Raw genomic sequence first — 19,396 nt, forward strand, 5'->3', positions numbered from 1 at the left:
GGTACGGGTTCGGGTGTGGGACCGAGCCTGGGCTCGGATGCGGGTGCGGATGATTGCGCGGTTGTCAGCTCGGCTTCCTTGAGCGGTCCTTGAGGCGGTCTCGCCGCACGGCGAGTCGTCGTGCGGCGCGGTCGAGGCCCGGAGTGGGGCCTCCACCGTCGAGGTGCGCGGCCAGGGCGCGGATGGTCGGGTGGCGGAAGAGGTCCACGATCGGGATCTCCCGGCCGAGGGCCGAGCCCAGGCGGGCCTGGACGGCGGCGATCGCCAGCGAGTGGCCGCCGATCTCGAAGAAGTTGTCGGTCGCGCCCACCCGCGGCACGCCGAGCACGGCCCGCCACACCTCGGCCACGGCCCGCTCGGTCGGGCCGGACACCTCCCCGCCGGCCTCGCCTCCCGGCCGGGACACGGGGCGGCGCAGCGCGGCGCGGTCGACCTTGCCGTTGGGGGTCAGCGGCAGCGTGGGAACCACGATCACCTCGGCGGGCACCGCGTGCTCGGGCAGTACCGCGCGCAGGTGGTCGAGCAGCCGCGGCGCGGCCAGCCCGGGTCTGCGGGGCACCGCGTAGGCGTGCAGCACCGTCTCGCGCCGCTCGTCCCGGTCGGCCACCGCGACGGCGGCGCGGACCTCGGGGTGGGCCGACAGCGCCGCCTCCACCTCGCCCAGCTCCACCCGGAAGCCGCGGATCTTCACCTGGTCGTCACGTCGGCCGGCGATCGTCACCGTCCCGTCGGGGTTGAGACGTCCGAGGTCGCCGGTGACGAAGCCGTCCCCGGTGAAGCGGAGCCGGGTGAGCCCGGCGTCGAGATAGCCGGTCGCCAGGTTGGCGCTGCGCACGACCACCTCGCCCAGCTCGCCCACCCCGGCCCGGCCGCCGTGCTCGCCGACCACGACCAGCTCGCTGCCCTCGATGCCGCGCCCCGCCGGGACGGGTTCGGCGCTCTCGCGCACCCAGGCGGGGATCTCGTACCAGGCGTGGGCCTGCGGGGTCTCGGTGGTGCCGTAGAAGGCCACCAGGCGGGCGGCCGGTACCAGGCGGCGCAGCCGCGCGGCGTCGGCGTGGGTGAGCCGGTCGCCGCCGGTCGCCACCAGCCGGACCTCGGGCAGCGTCGCGCCGGTCCCGCAGAGCATCCTGGCCAGCTGCGGGGTCAGGTGCAGTACGGTGACGCGGTGCTCGCGCAGCCACGCGACCAGCCGGACGGGGTCGCGGAGCAGTTCCCGCTCCGGCACGCACAGCCGGGCGCCGGTGGCGAGCGGCACGAACACGTCGCGCAGCGCGGGGTCGTGCGCCAGGCCCGACAGCAGGGCGAAGCGGTCGGCGGGGGTCACCGCGAAGGTCGCCGCGTACCAGGCGACGAAGTGCGCGAGCGGTCCCTCGCCGGTCACCACCGGCTTGGGGTCGCCGGTGGTCCCCGAGGTGAGCGACAGGTAACCCCGCTCCGAATGCGGCGGCTCCCACGGCGTCGCGCCGATCCGAGCCTCCCCGCCGCTGTTCTCCTCCGGCCTCGCCACGGCCGTCCGAGTCTCCCCGTCACCGGGCTTTCCGTCACCGGCCGGCACGGTCTCCGGCAGCACGATCTCCGGGAGGCCCGGCAGGGAGGGCGCGCCCGGGCAGCGCAGCGCCGCCACGGCTCCGGCGGCGGCGGCCTGGCGGGCCAGCACCGGCGCCGGGTGCGCCGGGTCGAGGATCACCCAGAGGGCCCCGGTGGCCAGCACCCCCAGCAGCAGCCCGGGAAGCTCGGGCACCCGCGCGGCGAGCACCGCGACCGCCTGGCCGGGCTCCACCCCGGCCGCGCGCAGCGCCGAGGTCGTACGGTGGCGCAGCGCGGTGAGCTCGGCGTGCCCCAGGACCCGCCCCGCCCCCTCCACCACGACGTCGCCGTGCAGGGTGTCCAGCGGCCCCGGACCGTCCCAGACCGGCAGCGCGGCGGGCGGTTCCTGCGGGGCCAGCCGGGCCTCGCGCGCCGCCTCGCCCGGGTCGGCGAGCAGGTCGCCCAGCAGGTGCGCGTAACCGGCCAGCAGGGCGTCCATCCTGGCGGCGGAGAACAGGTCGGGGTTGTAGACGAGCTGCAGGGCGTACCCGTCGCCGCGCTCGCTGACGTACATCGTCAGGTCGAACAGCGCGCCCGGCAGCCCGGCGGGCAGCGGCTCGGTCACGCACCCCAGCAGGTCCAGCTTGGGCTCCGCGAAGTTGTACATGTTGAACAGCACCTGCGTCACCGGGTTGCGCCCCAGGTCGCGCGGGACGCGCAGCGCCTCCACGACACGCTCCAGCGGCACGTCGCCGCGGGAGACGACCTCGGCGAGCTCGTCGCGGCAGCGGGCCACGTGCTCCTCGAAGGAGGCCTCGGGGTCCTGGCGCAGCCGCAGCGGCAGCATCCGCACGCACATGCCGATCAGCGACTCGAACGCGACGTGCCCCCGGTCGGCGTACGGGGTGCCGACGAGCAGGTCCCGCTGCCCGGACAGCCTGGAGAGCAGCTGCGCGAACGCGGCCAGCAGCACCGGGTACGGGGTGACCCCCAGCCGGACCGCCAGACTCCTGACACGGTCCCCGATCTCACCGTCAATCTCCGCTGTTCGGAGCGCTCCAAAAAAAGTTTGGACGGGAGGGCGAGGGGTGTCCCTGGGCAGGTCGAGCACCATGGGGGCGTCCTTGAGGTGCTCGCGCCACCAGTCGACCCCGTCGCCGTCCGAACGCTCCCTCGACCAGCGCGCGTAGTCGGCGAACGACGCCCCCGCCGGACCGTGCGGGTCGCCGCGGTAGGCGGCGCTCAGGTCCCGGTAGAAGACGTCCTGGGACCAGCCGTCGAAGACGATGTGGTGCGCGGTCACCGCGAGCACGTGGTCGTCCTCGGCCAGCCGGATCAGCCTGGCCCGCACCAGCGGGTCGCGCGCCAGGTCGAACCGCGTCCGCGCCTCCGTCTCCAGCGCCCTCACCAGCGCGGTCTCGGGGTGGGCGAACGTCGAGAGGTCGTCGAGCGGGAGCGGCACCTCGCCGGGCGGGACGACCGACACGTGGGGCACGCCGTCGCGGGAGGTGATCCGCCAGCGCAGCGTCTCGTGCCCGGCCACCACGGACTCCAGGGCGCTTCGCAGCGCGCTGTGGTCCAGCGGGCCGCGTACGCGCTCGGCCATCGCGATGTTGTGGGCGGGGGTGTCGGGGGCGAGCCGCTCCACGAACCACATGCGCCGTTGCGCGGGCGACAGCGACGGGGACTCGCCGGAAAGGGCGCTTCCCGCGGGCGCGTCGTCCCGGAGAGGGGCCTTCTCGACACCGGAAGAGAGGGCGCCGTAGGTGCGGGCCGCGTAGACGTCCTCGACCGAGATGTCCCGGCCGAGCTCCGCCCTGACGGCCGACACCAGGCGCATCGCCCGCAGCGAGTGCCCGCCGCGCTCGAAGAAGTCGTCGTCGGGGCCGGGGGGAGGGGCGTCGAGCACCCGCGCCCAGATCCCCGCCAGTCCCGAGGTCTCGGCCGTGTTCCCGTTCACGTCCCCGGTCGCGCCCCCGGGAACCCCGGAGGCGTCCCGGGCGAGGCCGCGCAGGGCGGCGAGGTCGACCTTGCCGGAGGCGTTCAGCGGCAGGACGGGGACGTGCACCACGCGGGTGGGCAGCATGTAGACCGGCAGCCGTCCCGCGCAGTGCACCCGCAGGGCCGCCAGCCCCGGCGCGTCCAGCGGCGCGACGTAGGCGACCAGCTCGCCGGGGGCGTCGACCACCGCCTGCGTCACCCCGGGGTGCGCCCGCACCACCGACTCGACCTCGCCGATCTCGACCCGCTGTCCCTGGATCTTCACCTGCCGGTCCAGCCGCCCCATGAAGGCGATCCGGCCGTCCTCCTGCCAGGCGACGTGGTCGCCGGTGCGGTAGAGCCGCGCCCCGGGCGCGGCCTCGAACGGGTCGGGAACGAACCTCTCGGCCGTCATGCCGGGCAGGCCCAGGTAGCCGCGGCTCACCTGCGGCCCGCCGATGTACAGCTCGCCGGGGACGCCGACGGGACACTCGCGCATGTCCTCGTCCAGGATGTGCGCCCGGCAGCCTCGCAGGGGATACCCGATCGGCAGCGACCGCTCCCACGTCCCCGACAGCTCGGTGCCGACCACGCAGACGGTCGTCTCCGTGGGGCCGTACCAGTTGTGGAAGCGGGTGTGCGCCGACCAGCGGGCCACCTGCTCGGGGCCCGGCGGCTCACCGGCCGTGATCAGGTCGCGCAGGTGCGGCAGCCTGGCCGGGTCGACCAGCGGCAGCAGGGCGGGCGGGACGAACCCCCAGGTGACGTCGTGCGCCTCCAGGAACCGCTGCAGGCGGGCCGGGTCGGTCCTGTCCTCGTCCGGCACCAACTGCACGCAGCCGCCCACGGTGAGCGGCGCGAGCATGTCGAGCACCGAGACGTCGAACCCGAGCGCGGAGAACGCGATCGACCGGCACGTGGAGTCCAGGCCGAAGTGGGCCGCCGCGGCCGAGGCGAACGCGACCGCGGAGGCGTGGCTCACGACCACGCCCTTGGGCCGCCCGGTCGACCCCGACGTGTACAGAACGTAAGCGGCGTTTTCCGGCCGCGCCGGACCGCCGCCGACCTCGCCGCCGATCCCGCCGTCGCTTTCCTTCCCGGTTCCGGCCGAGGTTCCGGCCAGGGGCCCGTCGGCGGCTCCGGAGGTAATTTCGGACACGGGCGCGGCGCTCGTTTCCGGTTCGACCAGGGGACGCCCGCAGCCGTCCAGCAGCATGCGGCCGTGGCCGTCGGTCACGACGACCGTGATGCCCGCGTCGTCGAGGACCTCGTCAAGTCTCCGGCGTGGATGCGCCGGGTCGAGGGGGACGTACGCGCCGCCCGCCATCATGATGCCGAGGGCGGCGACGGTCATCAGCGGCGTGCGCCTGACGCAGAGCCCGACCCGGTCCTCGGGACCCACCCCGAGGGCGCGTAATCGCAGCGCAAGCGCGGTGGCGGCGCCGATCAGCTCGCGGTAGGTGAGGCTGGTGTCCCACTGCCGGATCGCCGGGGCGGAGGGCGTCCGCGCCGCCTGGGCGGCGACGAGATCGCACAGCAGCGCGTCCGGGGCGATGTGGGATGGTCCGGCCGTCCAGGAGGCGGGAGCGGGAGCCGTCGGCGGCGCCGGTGAAACGAACGACGGACCGTGCAACGAGGCGGACGACGAGTCCCCCCGCATCGCTTCGAGCATTCACCCCCCATAGCCCCAAACAGGGTTTTTGCCCTGTCAAGTATTCACAAGCGATAAGCCAGATCATTCCTATTATTTGTGTCATCGGCAGTCAAGGATTGAAAATTAAACATGAGTCGGAATGCCGGTTTCGGCCGCACGGGAAGATCTTCGGGCTTACTGACGCTCCGAGATCGCCGCAGTTCACGGCGATATCGTGAACGGAAGGTGACGTACCACTTCCCTGAGTCGTAAAGCGTCTCACTCTGTGGACACCGGAAAGAGGCCGGAGGCTACCAAGAGCAAGCGTCCGAAATGCCGATTTCGGTCCTAGTTCACTGCGCTGTCATTTCGGTCGTATTCATCGGCGATCCGCTCGGCCTCCTCGTCCGTCAGCCGATCGATCTCCGCGGCCAGGCACTCCTCCACCACCAGCGCCAGCCCGCGGACCGAGCGCGTGGTGAACAGGGCGTTGAGCGGCAGGTCGATGCCCACCGCCGAGCAGATCCTGGCGACGACCTTGGTGCCGAGCAGCGAGTGCCCGCCGACGTCGAAGAAGTCGTCGTCGATCCCGATGCCGTTCCTGCCCAGAACCTCGCACCAGATCTCGTGCACCAGCTCCTCACTCGCCGTGACCGGTCCCGCGGGCGCCGCCGGGGCCTCCTCCGCGACGGGGGAGGGCAGCGAGGCGCGGTCGAGCTTGCCGTTGGGCAGCCTCGGGAAGTCCCTCACCGGTACGAAGAGGCTCGGCACCATCGTGGTGGGCAGCCGCGACGCCAGGAACGCCCGAAGCTCCCCGGCCGTCACCTCCCCGGCCGTCACCTCCCCGGCCGTCACCTCCCCGGTCGTCCCGGTCGTCCCGGTCGTGCCCACGCTCGTGTCCGCATCGGTGTCCGCATCCGCCGCCGCGCCCGCGCCCGCGCCCGCGCCCGTGCCCACGCCCGTGACCACGCTTCTGCCCGCATCCGTGTTCGCGCCGCTCGCGCCCGTTTCAGCGCCCAGGTTCGCGTTTGTGCCCGCGCACACCCCCGTACCCGTGCCCGTTTCCAGGCCCGTGCCGGCTTTTGTGCCCGTGTCCACGTACGCGACCAGCGCCCGGCCGCCGGGCGCGTCGTCCCTGACCGCGGCGACCGCCCGCCGCACGCCCGGGTGCGCCGCCAGCGCCGCCTCCACCTCGCCCAGCTCGATCCGCACCCCCCGCACCTTCACCTGGTCGTCCGCGCGCCCGAGGAACTCCAGGGTGCCGTCGGGCAGCCGCCGCACCAGGTCGCCCGTCCGGTAGAGGCGGCCGCCCCGGCCGAACGGGTCGGGGACGAACCGCTCGGCGGTCAGCCCCGGCCGCCCCCGGTAGCCGCGGGCGACCCCGTCGCCGCCCAGGAACAGCTCCCCGGAGACCCCGGCGGGCACCGGCTCCATCGCCTCGTCCAGCACGTACGCGGTGGTGCCCGCGACCGGCATGCCGATCGACATCGACTCCGCGCCCTCCGGCACCCGGTGCGCCAGCGACCAGATCGTCGTCTCCGTCGGCCCGTAGAGGTTCCACAGCTCACCGGCGACCCGGTGAATCCGCCCGGCCAGCGACACCGAGAGCGGCTCCCCGCCGCTGAACACGCGCGGCAGCCCGGCGGGCAGCCGCTCCAGGATCTCCTCCAGCACCGACGGCGGCGCCTGCACCGTCGTCACCCCCGCCTCCGCCACCAGCTCGCCCAGCCCGCCGTTGCGGTGCGGGGGAGCCAGCACCACCGCACCGCCCGCCGTCAGCGGGCCGAAGATCTCCAGCGCCGCGATGTCGAACGACAGCGAGGTCAGCAGCAGCATCCGCTCCCGCTCGGTGAACCCCAGCCCGGTGACCAGGTTCACCACCCCGCGATGCGGCACCACCACCCCCTTGGGCGTCCCCGTCGACCCCGAGGTGTAGATGACGTACGCCGGAGCGTCGGGGGAGACCGGGCCGGGGACGAACCCGGACGCCCCGTTCATCGGCAGCGCGTCCAGCAGGATCGCCGGGGGATGGTTCGACGGCAGCAGCTCCACCAGCGTCGAGCGGGTCAGCAGCAGCGGGCTGCCCGAATCGGCCAGCATGAACCCCAGCCGCTCCGCCGGGTAGTCCGGATCCAGCGGCACGTAACAGCCGCCCGTCTTCAGCACCGCCAGCAGCGCCACGATCAGCTCGGCGCTCCTCGGCAGGCACACCGCGACCGGCGTCTCCGCCCCCACCCCGCGCTCGCGCAGCCGCCGGGCCAGCGCGCCCGCCCGCTCCTCCAGCCGCCCGTAGGTGAGCGTCCCCTCGGCGGAGATGACCGCCGGGGCGTCCGGTGTCCGCTCCGCCCGCTCGGCGATCAGCTCGTGCAGGCAGCGCTCGGGGTACGAGGCCGCGGGACCGTGCCAGGAGGCCAGCAGCCGGGCCCGTTCCCGCCCGTCCATCAACGGCAGCCGGGAGATCGGCAGCTCCGGGTCGTCGACGGCCGCGCCGAGCAGCGTCAGGAACGCCGACACCAGGCGCCGGATCGTGTCCTCGTCGAACAGGTCCGTGCTGTACTCGACCCAGCCCTCCATCCTGCCGTCCGGATTGTGCAGCTCCATGGTGAGGTCGGCCTTGGAGGTGCCGTTGCCGTACCGGCCGCGCCCGTCCACCGCGACCTGGTTGAACCCCACCTGGAACAGTGGCGTCCTGCCGGGGTCGCGGGGCGGGTCCACCGCCTCCACCAGCTTCGCGAACGGCACGTTCTGGTGGTCGAACGCCTCCAGCACGGTCGTGCGGACCCGGTCCAGCGCCTCGCCGAACGCCGGGTCGCCGCCCAGGTCGGTACGGAGCGGCAGCGTGTTGACGAACATGCCGATCAGCGCGTCCAGCTCCGGCAGCTCCCGCCCGGCGACGGGGGAGCCCACCACGACGTCGGTCCGCCCGCTCCAGCGCGCCAGCAGCACAGAGAACGCCGTCAGCAGCACCGTGAACGGCGTGGTGCCCCGCCGCCTCGCCAGCGCGCCCACCCGCTCGGCCAGCTCCTCGGGCACGGCGAAGTCCAGCACCGAGCCCACGTAGCTCATCTCCGCGGGGCGCGGCCGGTCGGACGGCAGCTCCAGCGGGACGCTCCCGCGCAGCCGCTCCCGCCAGTACGCCAGGTCGCCGTCCAGCTCGCCGCCGCCCAGCCGGTCGCGCTGCCAGACCGCGTAGTCGGCGTACTGGATCGCCAGCTCGGGCAGCTTGGGCTCGCGGCCCTCGCGCAGCGCCCGGTAGACCTCGGTCAGCTCCCGCCACAGGATGCCGGCCGACCAGGCGTCGAAGACCGTGTGGTGCAGGACCAGCAGCAGCCGCCACTCCCCGCCGCCCAGCGTGACCAGCCGCACCCGCCAGAGCGGGGCGCGCTCCAGCCGGAACGGCTTGCGCGCCTCCTCCGCGGCGACCCGCTCGAACTCCTTCGCCGCCTCCTCCGGGGGCAGCCCGGAAAGGTCGGTCCTGGCCATCGAGACCGGCACCCGGTCCGCGATCGTCTGCACGACCCGCTCGTCGCGCAGCTCGAACGCCGTCCGCATCGACTCGTGCCTGCCCGCGAGCACCGCCAGCGCCCGCTCCAGCAGATCGGGGTCCACCGGCCGCAGATCGGCCGCCTCCGAGCGGATGGCGATGTTATACACGGCCAGGTCCGGCAGGAGCTCGTGCAGGAACCAGATCCGCTCCTGGGCGAACGAGGCGGGAAAGACGTCCATTTACACGTTCTCCTTCAGGCACTCGCGGAGCTGTTCCGCGATCACGGGCAGGGCGGCCGTCTCGCCCAGGGTGGCCAGCCAGTGCCACTGCTCCAGGGCGTGGCAGAGCCGGTAGAACGCCAGGCGCCGCGGCCAGTCGTCCGGCAGGCCGCCGTACCCCTCCAGCAGGTACCGCCGCCGCTCCGCGTCACCCCTGACCGCGAAGTAGTCGGTCCGCGCCAGATCCATCAGCGGGTCGCCGCCCAGCGCGTTCTCCATGTCGATCACGCCGGTCATCCGCAGCGGGCTCCCCGGCCCGTCCTCCTCGGCGACCATGACGTTGCGCTCGTGGAAGTCGTTGTGGCACAGGACGGGGGAGTCGCAGCGCGCCACCAGGTGGCGGTTGCGCCCGACGTACGCGGAGATCTCCGCGTGCAGCTCCGCGTCCCCGCCGAAGTCGGTGAACTGCGCCAGCCTCAGGTCCAGCTGCCCGCCCACGTACGCCTCGTTGGAGCTCTCCCGCGGCCCGTCGATCGGCCCGAACCCCTCCACCGAAACCCCGTGCACCGCCCGCAGCGTCCGGCCCATCTCCCGGTACAGGCCCGCGACCTCCTCGGCCGCCAGCGCGCCGGAGACCTCCGACAGCGGCCGGCCCGGCACCTTCGTCATCACCGCGTACGCGTGTGGCAGGTCGCGCCGCGAGACGTCCCAGTGCACCATCTCGGGACAGGAGGCGCCGCTGCCGCGCAGCAGCTCGTAGACGCGCGCCTCCTTGTGCAGCCGCGCCGCCAGCACGTCCGGGTAGATCTTCACGATGAGCTCGCGGTCGGCGCACCTGACCTCGTACACCGCGCTGATCTCCCCGCCGGTCCGCAGCACCACCTCCCGCACCTCCGCGTCCGGGTACGGGGTGCGCAGCACCGCCTTCGCGCGCTCCAGCGGCAGCGGCATCGTGATCGCCTTGGCGAACGCCGGGGCGGTCCAGGCCACGCTCACCCGGTTGCCCGCCCGCTCCCGCAGGATCTGGGCCCCCACCAGGTCGTCCGCCGGGGCGTCCGGCATCTCGTCGTCGAACCGCGACAGCACCCGCGTGCGCATGGAGATCAGCACGTGCACCGCGATGCCCAGGCCCAGCACGACGTACATGAACGCCACGCCGCGGCCCTGGCCGACACCGATCACCGCGCCCACCGTCGGCGCCAGCGCGCCGCCCTCGACCAGCAGCGGGTTGAGCAGCCGCTCGCCCAGCGGCGCCACCACCGCCATGCCGATCGGCAGCGTCGACCACGACACCATCTGGTTGAGCGACTGCACGCGGCCGTGGAAGCGCTGCGGCACCTTCGTGTGGATGATCGTCAGGAAGGTGCCGTTGACGATCGACAGGCAGCCCCACAGGCCGAACGCCCCGATCCCCACCACCCACGCCGTGGGTTGCAACCCGGTGATCACCGCGAACACCGACAGCCCCAGCGTCGCCAGCATCACCCCGCGCATCCGCCGCCGCCTCGGCCCGCCCCACAGCGCGATCACCATGCCGCCCAGCGCCCCGCCCAGACCGCCGACGAAGGAGATCTGCCCGGCGACGGTCAGCGTGGAGAACGACAGCACCAGCGGGGTTATCGACAGCAGCAGCGCCGCGAGCATCACGTTGAGCGTCGCGAAGTAGATCATCGCCGCCCGCAGGTGGCGGTTGCCGATCGACATCCGCAGCCCCTGCGCGATCTCCTTCGACAGGGGCTCCCTGGGCGAGTGCGCCATCGTGTCCGGGAAGCGGATCAGCAGCAGGGCGCCCAGCACCAGGACGAAGCTCGCCACGTCGACCGCCAGGATGCCGCCCAGGCCGATCGTGGAGAGCAGCGCGACGGCCACCAGCGGCGCCGCGAACTGCGCCGTGCCGATCACCATCTGCACCACCCCGGCCGCGTGCCCCATGTACTCCTTCGGGACGAGCTGGGGGAGCGCGGTGGTGAAGCCCAGCCGCTGGAAGATCAACGCGATCGACAGGCACGCGGTCAGCGGGTAGATGTGCCAGATCTCCAGCGTGTTCGTCCAGAACAGGGTGCCCAGGACCAGCTGCGTGCCACCGGCCATGCAGTTGCCGAGGATCATCATCGAGCGACGGCTCGACCGGTCCACGATCGCCCCGGCCAGCGGCGCGATCACCACCCCCGGCATGATCGACAGTGCCACGAACAGGGCGAAGTCCACCAGCGACCCGGTGGTCAGGTAGATCCACACCGGGATCGCGAAGTCCGTGATGGCGGTGCCCACCATCGACACCAGCTGGAACGCCGCCACCACCAGGAAGCGCCGCAGGCTGGGCGGCGGCGCCTTCGTCGCGGTCCCCGCCCTCGAGGGGCCGCTCCCGCCGGTCCGGCCGGAGCCGCTTCCGCGTGATCTCCCCGAGCCATCTCCGCCCGCGGAGCTCGCGGAGTCCGTCACCCCGACGGCCGCGTCCTTTCCGGTGGAGCCAGGCGCCCCCTGGGAGGCGGCCACCGCCGGGCCCTCATCGCCCCCTTCCGGCGCGCGCCCCGTCACCTCCTCCGGGGCGGGGGAGCGGACGGAGACCTCCTCGACCCACCAGCCCGCCCCCGGACCCCGCGAAGGCCGGTCGAGCGTGCCCGCCGCGCCGTACCCCATGGCGATGTGCGTGTTGGTGAGGATCTCCGACAGCTCCGCAGCCCGATATTTCAGGAAATAGTGACCTGCCTCATCCAGGATCACCAGTGCCGTCGTGTCGCTCAGGAAGTGCCACTCCCGGTAACGCTCCTGGTAGTAGTCGGTCGTCGGATCCTGCTCGCCCACCACCGAGATCACCGGCGCCCGCAGCCGCTTCACGCGCTCCGCCAGCACCCGCGTGAAGATCTCCTCCGCGATCAGCGTGTCACGCCGCTGGTTGCGCACCATGAACCGGATCTGCTCGTCGTCCAGCCCCGAGATGTCGGTGCCCATCGACTTCATCCGGTTCTCGTACACCCGGTCACCGCGCAACCGGTCGTAGCGCGTCAGCCGCGCCAGCGGCCCCGCGATCCGGCCTCGCGGTTTGGCGAACGGGAAGATCGCCCCGATGTACACCGCCTCCAGCGCGCGACCCCGCTCCTCCAGCCGCCGCGCCACCTCCACCACCAGCGCGCCGCCGATGCCGCAGTGCCCGTACAGGGCCAGGGGGCCCTCGACGTTCTCCAGGATCTCGGTCACGCACAGGTCCGCGACCTCGTCGATCGGCCTGGTCTCCTCGTCGGGCAACCCGGGATCGTGCCCGGGAAAGGCCAGCGCGTGCAGCGAGCACCCGTCCGGCAGCGCGTCGGCCAGCGGCTGGAAGATCAGCGGGCTGCCTCCGCCGTACGGTACGCACACATACGTCATCAGCCGGGGGCCCGGCCTGGTCAGCTCGTACAGCAGGCTCCGCGGCCCCGCCGGACCCGCGGGCCGCTCCACCAGGGCGGCCAGCTCGCGCACCGTCGGATGCTTGAACAGGTCCATCACCCCGACCGCGCGCCCCCCGACCACCGGCAGCGCCTTGCGCATCCGCGCCACCGCCTGGATCGCGACCAGCGAGTGACCGCCCAGCTCGAAGAAGTCACCGTCGGCACCGACCGACGCCACCCCCAGCAGCTCCCGCCAGATCTCGGCGATCGCCCGCTCCACCGGCGTCCGCGGCTCCGCCCCCGGCCCCGCGGCCTCACCGCCCGGCCGCTCCGGCGCGGGAAGCGCGCCGCGATCCAGCTTGCCGTTCGGGCTCAGCGGTAACGCGTCCAGCACCACGAACGCCGACGGCACCATGTGGTCGGGCAGTGTCACCTTCAACGCCCGCCGCAGCTCCGCCCCGTCCAGTCCCGCCCCGTCCGGTCCCGCCTTGCCCGGTCGCCCGTCCCGTCCGGCCCCGTTCGGCTCCGCTCCGGGCGGACCCTCCCCGCCCGCGCCCGCCACCGCGGGCACCGCGCCCACCACGTACGCGACCAGCCGCCTGTCACCCGGCGCGCCGTCCTCCCGAACCGTCACCACCGCCTCGCGCACCCCCGCGAGCCCGCGCAGCACCGCCTCGATCTCGCCCAGCTCGATCCGCTGCCCACGGATCTTCACCTGGTGGTCGATCCGCCCCAGGAACTCGATCGCCCCGTCGCGGCGGAGCCGTACCAGGTCACCCGTCCGGTACAGGCGCGCCCCCGCCGTCCCGAACGGGTCGGGCACGAACCGCTCCGCCGTCAGGCCGGGCCGGGCGTGATAGCCCATCGCCACCTGCGCCCCGCCGATGTGCAGCTCACCGGGGACCCCGAAGGGCACCGGCCGCAGATGCCGGTCCAGCACGTGCAGCGAGGTGTTCTCCACCGGGTGCCCGATCGGCACCGTCGCGTCACCCGGGCGGCACCGCCACAGGCTCACGTCGATCGCCGCCTCCGTCGGCCCGTACAGGTTGAACAGCCCCGTCCCCGGCAGGCGCCGGAAGAACCGCTCGGCCACGTGCGCGGTCAGCTCCTCGCCGCTGCACACCACCCGCCGCAGCGACCCGCACGCCTCGACGCCCTCCTCCTCCAGGAACGCCGCCAGCATCGACGGGACGAAATGCGCCGTCGTCACCCCCCGCTCCACGATCAGGTCCCGCAGGTACGCCGCGTCCCTGTGCCCGCCGGGACGGGCCAGCACCAGCCGCGCGCCCGTCACCAGCGGCCAGAAGAACTCCCACACCGACACGTCGAAACCCGCCGGGGTCTTCTGCACCACCACGTCGTCGCCGGTCAGCCCGTAGACCCGCTGCATCCAGCCCAGCCGGTTGCGGATGCCACCGTGGGTGTTGGGCACCCCCTTGGGCCGTCCCGTCGACCCCGAGGTGTAGATCATGTACGCCGCGTCCGCCGACGTCGCCGACGGCTCCACGGGCGTGCCCGGCCCGTCCGGCAGGTCGTCCAGCACGACCGTCACCACCCCGCCCGGCACGTCCGGGAGCACGCCGAGCACCGCCCGCTGCGCCAGCAGCACCGGCACCGCCGCGTCGGCCAGCATGAACGCCAGCCGCTCCGCCGGGTAGTCCGGATCCAGCGGCACGTACGCCCCCCCGGCCTTCACCACCCCCAGCAGCGCCACCACCAGCTCGACCGACCGCTCCGCGCACACCGCCACCAGCGAGCCCGGCCCCACCCCCAGCCCCCGCAGCCGGTGCGCCAGCCGGTTGGCCCGCACCTCCAGCTCCGCGTACGTCAGGCGCTCACCCTCGAACTCCACCGCCACCGCCCGCGGCGTCCGGGCCACCTGCGCCTCGAACATCCCGCCCAGCGTCGCCCCGTCCGCGTACGGCTCGCCGGGACCCGCCGCGCACGCCAGCACCCGCTCCCGCTCCTCGGCGGGAAGGACGTCCAGCTCCGAGATCCGCGCCGCCGGAGCCGCCACCACCGCCCCCAGCAGCGCCTCCAGCTGCGCGGCCATCCCCTCGACCGTGGCCGCGTCGAACAGGTCGCGGTTGTAGACGAACAACCCGCCCATACCGCCCGGCTGCTCGCTCAGGAACAGCTCCAGGTCGAAACGCGTCGCCCTGGCCTCGAACTCGAACGGCTCCACCGACAACCCGGGCCAGCGCGTCCCCTCCCTGCGCCCGTAACTCTGCAGCGCGAAAACCGCCTGGAACACCGGCGACCTGCTCACGTCGCGCTCGATGCCCAGCTCCCCGACCAGCTGCTCGAACGGCAGCTCCTGGTGCGCGTACGCCTCCGTCGTGGTCCGCCTGACCCTCTCCAGCAACTCCAGGAACCCCGGGTCGCCGGAAAGGTCGGCGCGCATCGCCAGCACGTTCACGAACATGCCGATCACGCTCTCCAGCTCCCGCCGGGGACGCCCGCCCACCGGGGAGCCGACCGCGAAGTCGTCCTGGCGCGCGTACCGGCCCAGCAGCACCTGGTAGGCCGCCAGCAGCACCATGTACAGGGTCGCGTCGGCCTCCCGTGCCAGCCGCGTCAGCCCCTCCACCAGGTCCCGGCCCAGCGTGAAACCGTGCGAGGCCCCCGCGAACGTCTGCTCGCCCCGCCGCCGCCCGTCCACGGGAAGCTCCAGCGGGACCACTCCGGCCAGCTGCGCCCGCCAGTAGGACAGCCCGGACTCGGCGACCGGCCGGTCCCGCTGCCACAGCGCGTAGTCGCCGTACTGCAACGGCGGCTCGGGAAGCTCCGTCCCCGCGTAACAGGCCCGCAGTTCCTCGGCCAGGATGTCGGTGGACCAGCCGTCACCGCAGATGTGGTGCAGCGCCACCAGCAGAACGTGATCCCCGGCGCCCCCCGCGTCCCCGGCGGTGTCCCCTGTGTCCCCCGTGTCCCCGGTGTTTCCGGTCTCCTCGGCACCCCGGGCACCCCGGGCACCCCGGGCGCCGGTGTCCTCTGCGCCCTCTGTGTCCTTCGTGTCCCCGCCGCTCACCCGCACCAGCAGCGTCCGCAGCAGCGGCCCCCGCGCCAGGTCGAACGGCAGCGCCGCCACGTCGCTCACCAGCCGGATCGCCGTCCGCTCGCCGTCCGCCTCCGCCCTCTCCAGCGGAACCTCGACCCGCTCCTCCACCACCGCCGTCGGACGCCCGTCCTCGTCGGCGGGAAAACGCGTCCGCAGGCTCTCGTGCCTGGCCACCACCGCCCCGATCGCCCGCTCCAGCGCCGCGACGTCCAGCGGTCCCCTCAGCCGCAACGTCATCGGGATCGTGTACGCGGCGGTGCCCGGGGCGAACTGGTCCATGAACCACAGCCGCTCCTGCCCGAACGACAGCGGCGCCCCCTGCCCCGGCGCCCGCCGGGGGATCGTGAACACCGGATCCGGCACGCGACGGCGCAGCCGTTTCTCCAGCAGTGCTCGCTTGGCGTCGGAAAGCTGTGTGCTGCTTAGGGACTGGCCAGGCGAGGACGTCACACGTGTCTCACTTTCGGCAGGGGGGCTGAGACGCGCTCCGCGGCCGGGGAACGCACCCGATCTCTCCGGTACCGCTTACCTTTCCTTAGGATTAATGACATTCATACATATCTGTCTGACCGAGTCGAGATCAACAACACAGCCCGCTCACCCGCTTATCCGCGAGGATCGGTCTCCTCGTACTCCCACGTCCGCAGCACCATCGACCGCCCCTTCTCCTCGGAGGGCACCGGCGGCGCGTCCGTCAGGTGGTATCCGGCCGCGCGGGCCACCGCCACGCTCGCCGCGTTGTCCGCCTCGATCTCCAGCAGCAACCGGGACACCCCCACCGTCTTCCTGGCGAACTCCGTCATCACCCGCACCGCCCCCGACGCCAGCCCCCGCCCCCGGTAGGCGGCTCCCAGGCCGTAACCGATCTCCGCGACGTCCAGGCCCAGCCCGCTCAGCATCAGCAACACCTCACCCGCCGGCTCGCCCCCGTCCACGGTGATCGCCAGCTGCACCCGCTCCCCGGCCGCCCGCCGCCGCCGGGCCCGGTCCAGATAGGCCCGCGCCGCCTCCGCGTCGAACGGCGAGGCCAGCGGCGTCCAGTAGGCCACCTCGGGGTCGTCGAACAGCTTCACCATGGCCGCCAGGTCGCCGTCCTCCCACTCCCGCAGCACCACCCCATGCCCGCTCAGCCTCACCCGCTCGGGAAGGCACACCCGTCCGGCGCCGAGATCGCCCTGCTCCGCCCGGCCGTTCCCCACAGCTCCCACGCCGCCACCTCCCGTTACGCCATTTCCGAGCAACCTACTCCGCCCGCGGAACCACCATCCGCCATCCCGCCGGCCACCATCCGCCGGCCCGTCACCTCGGTGCCTCGGCCCCACGAACTCGTCCGTCCGCTCGGCCGGGTCCCGCCTGGCCGCGGAGACGGTGTCGGGCTTGGAACGACGCCACGCCACATCAGGCAGGTCGGGCGCTTCGCCGCGGAGAGGAGGATGTCCCGCGGCTCGTTCACGAAGAGGTGGCGCGGATATCCGTACCGGCGTGTCCCGCCGGGCAGCCGCCGTCGAACCCGGTCGAGGAGGCGGCGTCCGCCGGAACGCCGGTCCACGTGATCCGGATGTTCCCGCCCCGCCTCGCCTCGCCTCGACGGTCGAGCGGGAGGCGCCGGTGCGCCGGCTGACCGCGCTGATCGTCTCGCCGGACTTGAGGGGACCGCGAACTCTTTCACGGATCGTTACGTCGCGCGTACGGAAAGCGCCCCGGTCGGGTACGACAAAACCGCCCGGTATGTGCTCGGGCGGTTGAAGTGTGCCCCGGGTGGGATTCGAACCCACACTGTGCGCTGTTTGAGAGCGCCCTCTCTGCCGTTGGAGTACCGAGGCTTGTGCAATTCGGGGTGAGCGATTGGATCATACAATCCCGCGCCACGCCCTGACGTGGTCCCAATCTAGCGGACGTCGGTACTCTCTTGCTCGTGAGTACGCAGCGGCGAGTGGTGATCGCGGAAGACGAGGCGCTGATCCGCCTCGATCTCAAGGAGATGCTGGAGGAGGAGGGGTATGCGGTCGTCGCGGAGGCCGGAGACGGGGAGTCGGCGGTCAAGCTGGCGATGGAGCAGCGGCCGGATCTGGTGATCCTGGATGTGAAGATGCCCATTCTGGACGGGATCTCGGCGGCCGAGCAGATCGTGTCGCAGCGGATCGCGCCGTGTCTCATCCTCACGGCCTTCTCGCAGCGCGATCTGGTCGAGCGGGCGAGGGACGCCGGCGCGATGGCGTACCTGGTGAAGCCGTTCACGAAGTCGGACCTGGTTCCGGCGATCGAGATGGCGGTCAGCAGGCATCAGGAGATCGCCGCGCTGGAGCGCGAGGTCGGGACGCTCTCGGAGCGGCTGGAGACGCGCAAGCTGGTGGAGCGGGCCAAGGGCCTGCTGATGGAGCGTCACGGCTGGAGCGAGCCGCAGGCGTTCCGGTGGATCCAGAAGGCGTCGATGGACCGCAGGCTGAGCATGCGGCAGGTGGCGCAGATCGTGGTGGCGGACGGGGCGGAGCCCGACGTGGAGGCCCCGGAGGCCTGAGCGGGCGTTTCCGGCCTTTTCGGCGGCCGTGCCCGCGAGGCGCCCGCAGGGCGCGCCCCAGGGGGCGCGGCGCGGGCCTCCGGGCGGTCGGGGTGATCCCTGCGGAGACCGTAAGGTTGCCAGTGACCACGGCTTTTGTATCTGATAGCCGAAAAGGATCGGTGTTATAACGAAGCGGTAACGGTGGGCCGTCCTGTATCGACCCGTGACATCCGCTAGTTGTACTAACCGACACAACCCCTGGCCACCCGCCAGGGAAGGGCATCTGTGAACTCGGTCCTGACGAGGGACCGGGCGAAAGGAAGGCAACCTTGCGGCCTAAGACTGCACGCCTCGGTGGAGTGCTTGCCGCCGGTGTGGCGCTCACCCTCGGTCTCGCTGCCTGCAGCAGCGGTGGTACGGAGGCCACGCCGGCTGAGGGCGGCTCCAGTGCTGCTGCCCCCAGTACCGTCAAGCTTGGCTTCATGGGTGACCTGACCGGCGCCAACGCCGGCATCGTCATTCCCCCCCGGAACGGTGCGAAGCTCGTCATCGACGAGTACAACAAGACCAACCCGGCCGTGAAGATCGAGCTGGTCGAGTACGACAGCCAGGCGGACCCCTCGAAGGCGGTCGCCCTGGCCCAGCAGGCCATCAAGACCGACAAGATCGTCGGCTTGATCGGCCCCGCGTTCTCCGGTGAGTCCGCCCAGGTGGCGCCGGTGCTGGAGGAGGCGAAGCTGCCGAGCATCTCGGCGTCCGCCACCAACGCCGCGCTGGCGACGAACGGCTGGAAGTACTGGCACCGCGTGCTGCCGAGCGACAGCATCCAGGGTCCCGGCATCGGTGACTTCATCGCGACCGGTGTCGGCGCGAAGAAGGTCTTCGTCATCGACGACAAGTCCGAGTACGGCAAGCCGCTCTCCGACGCGGTCAAGGCCGCGCTCGAGGCCAAGGGCGTGACGCCGACGACCGACTCGCTCGACCCGGCCGAGAGTGACTTCTCCTCGGTGGTGAACAAGGTCGCGGCGGCCAAGCCCGAGGCGATCTTCTTCGGTGGTTACTACGCCGCGGGCGGCAACCTGCTCAAGCAGCTCCGCGACAAGGGTGTGACCGCGAAGTTCCTGTCCGGCGACGGTTCGCTGGACAAGGGCCTGATCGACGGCGCCGGTGCCGACAACGCCGAGGGCGCCCTGGTCGGCTGCCCCTGCTACATCGCCACCCCGGACGTCACCGACGCCAAGGTGAAGGCGTTCGCCGACGCCTACAAGGCCGCCTACAGCGCCGACCCGGCCATCTACGCGGCCGAGGGCTACGACGCCGCGACGGTCTTCGTCGACGCGATCAAGGCCGGCAACGTCACCCCTGACAAGATCAACGAGTTCATCGCCACGGTGGACCTCGCGGGTGTCTCGAAGCAGGTCAAGTTCGAGGCCAACGGTGAGGTCGCCGCGAAGGACATCTACATCTACCAGGTCAAGGACGGTGCCATCGGCCTGCTGGGCAAGGCCAACGAGGCCAAGCTGGGCTAGTCCGGCGCTGAAGGACAGTAGGTAGTCGACGCGCGGGGAGCGGGAACGCCGCGAATGCGTTCCCGCTCCTCTCGTACTTCCAGAGAGTCC

The 19,396-nt window shown here is 72.6% G+C and carries 6 protein-coding genes and 1 tRNA gene; 2 read left to right on the forward strand and 5 right to left on the reverse strand.

Features of this window, described 5'->3' with window-relative positions; genetic code table 11:
• Positions 1-64: 64 nt before the first annotated feature.
• The 5 genes from ACSDR0_RS14645 to ACSDR0_RS14665 form a co-directional block, all read right to left on the reverse strand.
• Positions 65-5,182: an amino acid adenylation domain-containing protein gene (locus ACSDR0_RS14645; protein ID WP_435289336.1), complete on the reverse strand. Its 5,118-nt coding sequence runs from the start codon at positions 5,180-5,182 to the stop codon at positions 65-67.
• A gap of 309 nt (positions 5,183-5,491) precedes the next feature.
• On the reverse strand, positions 5,492-8,869 hold the full coding sequence (locus tag ACSDR0_RS14650; protein ID WP_435289337.1) for a non-ribosomal peptide synthetase: 3,378 nt from the start codon (positions 8,867-8,869) through the stop codon (positions 5,492-5,494).
• Positions 8,870-15,727: an amino acid adenylation domain-containing protein gene (locus ACSDR0_RS14655; RefSeq protein WP_435289338.1), complete on the reverse strand. Its 6,858-nt coding sequence runs from the start codon at positions 15,725-15,727 to the stop codon at positions 8,870-8,872.
• 155 nt (positions 15,728-15,882) lie between these two features.
• The gene (locus ACSDR0_RS14660; protein WP_435289339.1) at positions 15,883-16,485 is read right to left on the reverse strand and encodes a GNAT family N-acetyltransferase; all 603 of its coding nucleotides are present in this window, start codon (positions 16,483-16,485) and stop codon (positions 15,883-15,885) included.
• Between the two features lie 542 nt (positions 16,486-17,027).
• Positions 17,028-17,100, reverse strand: a tRNA-Leu gene (locus ACSDR0_RS14665).
• A gap of 92 nt (positions 17,101-17,192) precedes the next feature.
• Here ACSDR0_RS14665 and ACSDR0_RS14670 point away from each other — a divergent pair.
• The gene (locus tag ACSDR0_RS14670; RefSeq protein ID WP_435289340.1) at positions 17,193-17,795 is read left to right on the forward strand and encodes an ANTAR domain-containing response regulator; all 603 of its coding nucleotides are present in this window, start codon (positions 17,193-17,195) and stop codon (positions 17,793-17,795) included.
• Positions 17,796-18,151: 356 nt separating this feature from the next.
• Positions 18,152-19,306, forward strand: a complete 1,155-nt coding sequence (locus ACSDR0_RS14675) for a branched-chain amino acid ABC transporter substrate-binding protein (RefSeq protein WP_435289461.1) — start codon at positions 18,152-18,154, stop codon at positions 19,304-19,306.
• The last annotated feature ends 90 nt before the right edge of the window (positions 19,307-19,396 follow it).

It is taken from the genome of Streptosporangium sp. G11, from assembly GCF_051192615.1.
GTDB lineage: Bacteria > Actinomycetota > Actinomycetes > Streptosporangiales > Streptosporangiaceae > Streptosporangium.